Here is an 8,356-nt window from a genome sequence, read left to right as displayed (position 1 = left end):
GTGGACGACGGCACGGGTCCAGGCTCTGATCCGGATGATGACCGTCCAAGCGTGACAATTTCAGATGCTGGCACCATTAATGAGGGTGACACAGCGAACTTCAAAGTGACGCTATCGAACGCGTCTGAAGCGGAAACGCAAGTGGAATTGGGTCTTAATCTTGGCGATACCGAAGTTGGAGATTTGGGCACCCTAGAATACAACACGGGAAGCGGTTGGGTTGCAGTGCCAAACGATGGCGTAGTAACGGTGCCAGCGGGGCAAACTGAGTTTGATGTGCGCATTGCTTCTATTGATGACGCCGTTTATGAAGGCCCTGAAGATTTCAGTGTCACGGTGACTGGCATTGGCGCAGTGCAAGGCAGCGATACAGGTACGGCGACGATTGTGGATGACGGCAGTGGCCCGGGTCCCGATCCGGATGATGATCGTCCAAGCGTGACTATTACGGATGCTGGCACCATCAATGAGGGGGATACGGCGAACTTCAAAGTCACCTTATCGAACGCGTCTGAAGCGGAAACGCAGGTGGAACTGGGTCTTAATCTTGGCGATACCGAAGTTGGAGATTTGGGCACCTTAGAATACAACACAGGCTCCGGTTGGGTTGCAGTGCCAAACGATGGCGTGGTAACGGTGCCAGCTGGGCAAACCGAATTTGATGTGCGCATTGCTTCCATTGATGACGCCGTTTATGAAGGCCCTGAAGATTTCAGTGTGACAGTAACCGGCATTGGCGCAGTACAAGGCAGTGATACGGGTACGGCGACGATTATTGATAATGATGCTCCTCCTTCTATTTCAAATGTTGTGAATGCAGTTGTTTCGGAAGAAGGTTTAGCTAATGGTATCCCTGATAATACAGGATCACCTTCAGACACCACTAACTCCGCAAGTTTCTCAGGAACATTCACAGTTGCCGATCCAGACACGGCGAATGTTTCAGTGGTATTGGCAGGCCCTAACAACCTAACATCAGGAGGGGAGCCTATATCGTGGACGTGGGACAACAGTACTCAAACGCTGACTGCGAAAACTGCTCACCTGAGCGTTGTTGCTACTGTTGTGCTGAGCGAGCCTTCAGCTTCAGGTCAAGGCTCTTGGGACTATACTATTACTCTGTTTGAGCCACTTGATCATCCTGTTAATGATGTGGAAGACATCATCAACTTTGATTTACAGATTTCTGTAAGTGATGGACAAACAACAACATCTCAAAGCTTAAATGTGGCCGTTGAAGATGATTGCCCATACGTGCCTGTGGTTGTTCAACCCGTCGATGTGTCGCTTACTGGTGCACCTAACGTTCTGACAGGGCGCATAGATTTTGCAGGAAGTGAGGCAGACGCAACCAGTCGAACATTTGGGGATGTTGTTGTGACTGCAAACGGTTTTGTGTCTGACGAATCTGTGATGCTGGGAACAGCTGAAATCAATCAATCATCAGAAGGGATTGGCGTTAAAAGTTCTGGTAACAACGGCTTCCAATTAGAAAACGAAGTCGATTATCGATTCGCGGGTAATGAGGGTGTATCAGAGCAGTTAATCATAGACTTAGGCAATAAAGTTGCTTACGGAGCAGAAATAGAATTTGAGAAAATGTTTGGTGGTGAACTTGAGAAAGGAATCGCATCTTTTTATAGAGATGGTGTATTAATTGCTCAGCAATCGTTCAGCTCTGACGCAAGCAGTGGTGATTACGCGGCAAATTTCAATGTTCAACAGGGAGGCTTTGATAAAATCATCCTCGAGGCGACCAGTAATGGCAATGGCCCGGATACTGAAGACAACAGTGACTTTACCGTTAAATCAATAACCTTTACAGGTGCGTACTCTGGCGTGCCAATTGCTAGTGCGGATGGGAACCTCGGTGCTGTATATGGAGCTGATGGCCCTGGTTCTATAGTCTTAAATGGAGGTGAGGCTGGTTTAGAGACTCTAGATGGTAAAGACGTGTTGATATACGTCGATCCACAAAACTCTAATAGGCTGATTGCAGAGGCTGATGGAGAGCTTGCATTCGAAGTTCAACTTACACCTAGCACTGGAAAGTGGGAGTTCTTCCAATACTTGCCCCTGACCTCACCTTATGGCGATGGGGATATCGATTTTAACTACACGATTACTGATAATGATGGTGACAGTAAAACGGGGTACTTTTCTGTCAACCCTTACGCCCCACCAATTGTAGAAGGTGTAACACTAAACGTTTCTGAGGAAGGCTTAAGCAACGCCATTGCTGATGACTCTGCTCTAAACGGCTTTGATGACACAACTGACTCGAGTACTGATGTAGAACAATTGACGCTGGGTCAAACCGTTGATTCTGTTACGCTCAGTGAACCATCTACAGCTCTTACTAGTAACGGGATCTCTGTAACGTGGACGTTATCAAATAACGACCAAATGCTTATCGGTTCAGCGAACGGTGTAGAGGTTATCAAAATATCAGTCAATGATACTGGAGTGGTATCTACGGAGCTTCTTGGTCCGATTGATCACTCCAACCCATCTGGAGAAGACACCTTAAATATTGAGGTGCCTGTGCTTGTCTCGAATGCTCGTGGTCTCACTAACTCCACAACGGTCAACGTTATTGTGGAAGATGACTCACCAGATTCTGCATCTATTATTCACGATGTAGTTGCAGAAACTAAAGAAAGTGCCAACGTTCAGCTCATAATGGATGTCTCGGGTTCTATGCGAACGGATAATCGCTTGCAGATAATGAAAGATTCGGCAACTCAGTTATTGAATCAATATGAGTCTATCGGTCAAACGCGAGTTCAAATTATTACTTATAGCAGTACAGCATCCACTTACGCTATAGGTGCTGCGACGTGGCTGACGGTCGAGGAGGCCAAAGCGTATATTGAGACGCTAACTGCGGGTGGCGCGACTAACTATAACAACGCGCTAAATGAAGCAAAACAGTCATGGGATGATGTAGGTAAGTTAACCAGTGCGTCGAATGTTAGTTACTTCTTGTCAGATGGTCAGCCAAACCCTGCGTCATCATTTATAAACGACGCTCGCGAGCAGAGTTGGATTGATCACCTAACCGATCCTGATAATCAGATAACAGCCCTAGCGTATGGTATGGGCGTTAATCTTATGCCGGAGCAATTAGATCGCGTAGCATATGATGGCTTTTTGAATCAAGACCTTGATGGTGTTGTGGTTCCTGACGTAACTCAATTACCTCCGGTTATGTTGCAGTCAGTGATTCAACCTGTTGGGGGGAACTTGATGTATACCACTTCTCCAGATACAGGTATTGGTGCAGATGGTGGTTATATTAGCGAAATAGAACATGACGGTGTCACTTATTCGTTTGATGGTACAGACCTAATAGTAACTGACAATAACGATGGTATTTCGCATGCATTTGACGACACAACGATGCAGCTTACTATCTATATCGACAGCAAACATACTCTGGAAATCGACTTAAACGATGGTGCGTATGCATTTTATGGTGCGGTGGGTGATACAGTTGAAACGTTAGACTTCGATTATGTATTGACGGATAACGATGGTGATCAAAGTGAGAACACCCTGCAATTCGTTATTGATGAAAACGGAGGAGTAAATGCTTCAAGTAATGGCTCTGCAAATATTATTGAAGCTGAAGTAGACGTAAGTCATGACATCTTGATCGGTAATGATAACGAGGCAGATGTCTTTAAATGGGTCAACGACTCCTTGGATACAGGAACAGATCTAATTAGAGGTTTTGAGAGAGATTTGGACACCTTAGATCTGAGTGAAGTCGTTGAAGATGCAGGGCACAATACGATAGAAGAACTTCTCAATAGTATTGACTTGAACATTGATGGCGATGACTTATCTCTAGAAATAACCCATAACGATGGAAACTCAATTCAAACTATCGTAATAGAAAACGGGGCGACAGAGTTTAGTGATTTAATCGTGGGAAATGCGGACTTTGAGAGAGATGTGTTATCCGCACTAACTAAGGTTAACTTAGAGCCATAATGAAAAAGGGCCAGTAGGCCCTTTTCTTCTGCTTTGTCTTACTTATTCGTAGCCTAAAGCACTTTACATGCAAAACCTTTTAAGTAGAAACCTTCTGGATATGCTGTATCGGTTGGGTGGTCAGCGGCTTGTTCAAAACGCTCCACAAACTTTACTTGGCGGTTAGCGTCTACGGCTGCATCAGCGATGATTTTCTGGAACAGAACTTGATCCATCAAGCCAGAGCACGAGTAGGTCAGTAGAGTGCCGCCCGGTTTTAGAATTTGCATTGCTAGCATGTTGATGTCTTTGTAACCACGACATGCACCGTTTAGTTGTGCTTTGCTCTCTGCGAACTTCGGTGGGTCCATAATAACCACATCGAACTGAGTTCCTTGATCACGATACTCACGAAGCAGCTTAAACACGTCTGCATTTAGGAACACGGCACGCTTCTTCGAAATATCAAAATCGTTTAGCTCTGCGTTGAATTTTGCGGTATCTAAAGCAGGTTGCGACACGTCAGCGTTAATCACACGCTTTGCATCACCTTTTAGAGCGTAAAGTCCGAAGCCACCTGTGTAAGAGAAGCAGTTAAGAACTTCTTTGCCTTTCATATATTTCATCGCTTGCTGGCGACTATCACGTTGATCTAGGTAGAAACCTGTTTTGTGTCCGCCAACGATATCTACACTAATCTTTACGCCATTTTCTTCGATGACGACCGATTTAGGTGGCTCTTCGCCGTGCAAGACGCCCGTGATCTCTTTTAAACCTTCTTTTTTACGAACGGCCACGTCAGAGCGCTCGTACACATTACAATCAGGGAAGCACTCAACCAGAGCGTCAACAATAGCCTGCTTATTGTGTTCTGCGCCAGCACTGAGAAGTTGGCACACAAAGAAATTTTGGTAACGGTCGATCGTAACGCCTGGTAAGCCGTCAGACTCTGCTGCGATAAGGCGATAACCCGTAAGGCCATCACGTTCGATAATGTCTTCACGAAGAAGTTGTGCGTCTTTAAGTCGTTTAACGAAAAACGCGGTGTCGATTTCTTCTTTATCAAAACTCCAAATACGAGCACGAATTTGCGAAGCTGGCGAATATGCCGCCTTAGCTAGCCATTTACCGTCGTGAGTGAATACATCAACCGTTTCGCCAAGAGCAGGTTCGCCCTCAACTTTGTTGATGCCTCGAGAGAAGATCCAAGGGTGCTTGCGCTTGACCGATTTCTCACGACCTTTAACCAAATAGATAGCAGCTGTCATTTCATTAGCTCTTGTTGAATTTTGAAAGGGGCGTATTGTCCGGGATGTGAATGGTAAAAGCAATATCCCTCGGCAATCCAGTACATTGTAGTGACTTTTAAATACAAAAAAGGTCACTAAAGTGACCCTTTTATTTGAATTTGCTGTAACAGATTCCGTTGCTATGCTTTAAGTCCAGTAAGTAGTGCTTCCATTGTGTCGCTTTGCTTACGCAGTTGATCAACGTTTTGTGAAGTCGTGCTTATCATATTGCACACGTTATCTGCTTGAACTCGAATTTCTTCAACGCTTGAGGCGATATTGTCCGCGACTACACCTTGCTCTTCAGCTGCTGTTGCAATTTGAATGCTACTGTCGGAGATAGTTTGATTTTTATCTGCCAAAGAGCCGATTTCGTGATTCACTTCCGTCATGAGGTTTTGTCCCTCATTTGCATTATTAACTGTCACTTCCATCAGCTTAGTAAGCGACTGGCTGTTACGCTGTAATGATTCAATCATCGTTTGGATTTCAACTGTCGCTTGCTGAGTGCGTCCCGCAAGAGCGCGAACCTCATCCGCAACGACCGCAAATCCACGACCTTGTTCTCCAGCACGTGCAGCTTCAATAGCCGCGTTCAGAGCAAGTAGGTTGGTTTGCTCGGAGATCCCATTTATTGTTGTCACTACTTCATCAATTTGTGCTGCATTGGCATCTAACTCGGCAACGGCTTGAGACGCAGATTGAATCTCATTAGAAAGGTTCGAAATCGAGTGAAGCGTATTCTCAACTTTCACTTGTCCAGACTGAGCCACGTTTCGCGCATCATCGGTTTGCGTGCTTGAATCGTGAGCTAGTGTCGCGACTTCTCGAATCGTTGATGCCATTTGTTCCGTTGCACTCGCAAGAGAGTTGAGGTGTTCCTGCTGAGTCGCTGAAATATCTGAACTGTGATGAATCGATTGATTCAGGTCTGAGCTAATTTGTTGCATTAACGCCACAGACTCTTGAATCGACAGCACCATTTGTTGCTCTCGTTCTGCAACTTTGTCTATCGTAATAGCAATTTCACTAAACTCGTCGCGAACAGGGAAGAAGTTCATTCTCGCAGTTAAGTCGCCACCCGCAAGGGTGTTTAATGCTTTGTTCATCGTGAACATCGCGCCGCCAATAAACGTCATGATGTAGTAAACGCCAAGAGCGAGAATAAACAAGCTCACACAGATAATGCTTACTTGAGTCGTTGATAGGGCAGCCCATAAAGAAAGTTCATGGTTCGCAACCAAACTGTACGTACCATTTAAAACAGACACGGATTGCGAACCAGAGCCAATAGAAACGGTTTCTGAACCAGCGATGAGGCTTGCTACTTGAGATTGAGAAAGGTTGCCTGCCTCTATCAGACCTTTCATAAGCATGAGCTCTTCTTGGTACATACTTGAGATCAGTGTATTAGCCGCGCTATTAAGGACGAGAGTGAGAATGACTAAAGCAAGAAGAGGGAGAACGAAGAGCAAATAGAACTTTTCTTGAATCTTTAAGTGAATGAGATACTTATCAATCCAGCGGAATGGAATTTCTTTCATAATTATAATAACCGTGCAAAAACCCACTATCCTTAGTGGGGTGAATAGACGAAAAGAATATATCACTCAGAAAAAAGAAGCGGTACAAAGATGAACGTAAAGTGTGAGAGATTTATAGTAAAAGGTCACGTTCAAGGCGTCGGCTTTCGTTACCATACTTCCCATCAAGGATTGAAGCTAGGGTTAACAGGTTATGCGAAGAACCTAAACAATGGCGATGTTGAAGTGATGGCGTGTGGAACAGACGCGCAAATAGTTGCGTTTTCGGAATGGTTACAAGAAGGACCGCGAACGGCAACAGTAGAGCATGTGATGCAGGAGCCTGCGTCGTATAAGCCGTTACGCGGTTTTAAAATTTTATGAATCTACAAGCATTTAGCTGGCTTTGGTAGGCCGGCTAATTTGGTTGCTTGTTTGGCTGGTCCCTTTTTAAACAGCTTGAATAGATACTTACTGTTACCTTTTTCTGGGCCGTGCGCTTTTTCCATCGCTTTCACAAGCATACGTACTGCAGGGGAGGTATTAAACTCTTCATAAAAGTCTCGCACAAAATGCACAACTTCCAAATGAGCATCCGTAAGCTCGATGTCTTCTTCTTTTGCTAAAAGCTCAATCATACCCTCTTCCCATTGAGTATGATCCAATAAGTAGCCTTGAGCATCCGTTTCAATTTCTTTGCCGTTGTAAACGAACATAACGTTTTATCCGTTAAGTAAACATGGATGTTTATAGATTAGCGACAGCCGAGAATGTTCTCAACAAAAGAATCTCGAAGTCGTATCGAGCGAATTAAAAGCGTACAAAATGGTGAGTGTTTTTGACTGAGCTAGGCACTTTGATATAAATGATCTTTTATTCAAATAAATAGGAAACTATTCAGTTTGTTAGAAATTTTACGGGGTGAATACCAACGAAATTGCATGGATACCCAGGCTTATTCGTTTTTGTTTTGGTTTTTTCTTGGCTACTTGTCTGATTATGGTATTTTATGGGTGAATGAATAGCTGACAACGTTGTGTTTGTTTTCATAGACCGATATTCTCTTTGATTGATGAAAAGCCTGTATTCAGGTTAGAAACAACAATGATGACAAGGAGTTAGTCATGTCGAAACAACGTTACATTGAGATTAATGACAATGTAAAATCCACTTGGTCCATCGAGCGTATTTGGCAACTTGCAGAATCCTTACCTGTAGAAGAAATTTCGATTGATGATATCAAAGGCCCAAATGAAGTGACTTGGTTTAGTCATGAAGGACCACAGCCAACCTGCCGTGAAATTGCAAAACATTGCCAACGAATCAACAATGCTGATTTGTCGTATCCGGTAATCTTAACCAGTGACTATCGTGTTTTTGACGGTATGCACCGAATCGCCAAGCAAATCATGTTAGGAGAGGAAACGATCAAAGTGAGACGCTTTAGAGAAAATCCAGAAGCTGACGAAGTTATCGAGTTGTCAGTAGAGCAGGCGTAATACACTGAATTGCACACAAAGAAAAAGCCCGAAGGAATTACCTTCGGGCTTTTTGATTCTACTTAAC

The 8,356-nt window shown here is 44.3% G+C and carries 6 protein-coding genes; 3 read left to right on the top strand and 3 right to left on the bottom strand.

The window, feature by feature from the left end; genetic code table 11:
* Nucleotides 1-3,999 (top strand): VWA domain-containing protein (locus R7F64_RS06385; protein ID WP_318071536.1); only part of this gene is annotated, 3,999 nt, incomplete at its 5' end.
* Nucleotides 4,000-4,052: 53 nt separating this feature from the next.
* Here the strand turns inward: R7F64_RS06385 and R7F64_RS06380 are convergent.
* Entirely contained in the window at nt 4,053-5,246 is a 1,194-nt protein-coding gene (locus R7F64_RS06380) for a class I SAM-dependent methyltransferase (protein ID WP_047102342.1), read from the bottom strand.
* Nucleotides 5,247-5,407: 161 nt separating this feature from the next.
* Nucleotides 5,408-6,811, bottom strand: a complete 1,404-nt coding sequence (locus R7F64_RS06375; protein ID WP_025766604.1) for a methyl-accepting chemotaxis protein — start codon at nt 6,809-6,811, stop codon at nt 5,408-5,410.
* A gap of 90 nt (nt 6,812-6,901) precedes the next feature.
* Here R7F64_RS06375 and yccX point away from each other — a divergent pair, with 90 nt between their 5' ends.
* On the top strand, nt 6,902-7,174 hold the full coding sequence (yccX, locus tag R7F64_RS06370) for an acylphosphatase (RefSeq protein ID WP_017634611.1): 273 nt from the start codon (nt 6,902-6,904) through the stop codon (nt 7,172-7,174).
* Nucleotides 7,175-7,176: 2 nt separating this feature from the next.
* Here yccX and R7F64_RS06365 read toward each other — a convergent pair whose 3' ends face one another.
* Complete coding sequence (locus tag R7F64_RS06365) at nt 7,177-7,506, bottom strand: TusE/DsrC/DsvC family sulfur relay protein (RefSeq protein ID WP_005377396.1); 330 nt, start codon at nt 7,504-7,506, stop codon at nt 7,177-7,179.
* A gap of 408 nt (nt 7,507-7,914) precedes the next feature.
* On the opposite strand from R7F64_RS06365, the gene R7F64_RS06360 reads away from it, so the two are divergent.
* On the top strand, nt 7,915-8,289 hold the full coding sequence (locus tag R7F64_RS06360; protein WP_005377398.1) for a chromosome partitioning protein ParB: 375 nt from the start codon (nt 7,915-7,917) through the stop codon (nt 8,287-8,289).
* Nucleotides 8,290-8,356 lie beyond the last annotated feature (67 nt).

This window comes from Vibrio sp. Vb1980 (genome assembly GCF_033338615.1).
GTDB classification, from domain to species: Bacteria; Pseudomonadota; Gammaproteobacteria; order Enterobacterales; family Vibrionaceae; genus Vibrio; species Vibrio alginolyticus.
This window is presented reverse-complemented; position numbering and strand designations above follow the sequence as displayed.

Bases quoted from the DNA above. Each gene is read 5' to 3' on its own strand.
- R7F64_RS06380 (WP_047102342.1), bottom strand. From the start codon at position 5,246: ATGACAGCTGCTATCTATTTGGTTAAAGGTCGTGAGAAATCGGTCAAG.
- R7F64_RS06375 (WP_025766604.1), bottom strand. From the start codon at position 6,811: ATGAAAGAAATTCCATTCCGCTGGATTGATAAGTATCTCATTCACTTA.
- R7F64_RS06360 (WP_005377398.1), top strand. From the start codon at position 7,915: ATGTCGAAACAACGTTACATTGAGATTAATGACAATGTAAAATCCACT.
- yccX (WP_017634611.1), top strand. From the start codon at position 6,902: ATGAACGTAAAGTGTGAGAGATTTATAGTAAAAGGTCACGTTCAAGGC.
- R7F64_RS06365 (WP_005377396.1), bottom strand. From the start codon at position 7,506: ATGTTCGTTTACAACGGCAAAGAAATTGAAACGGATGCTCAAGGCTAC.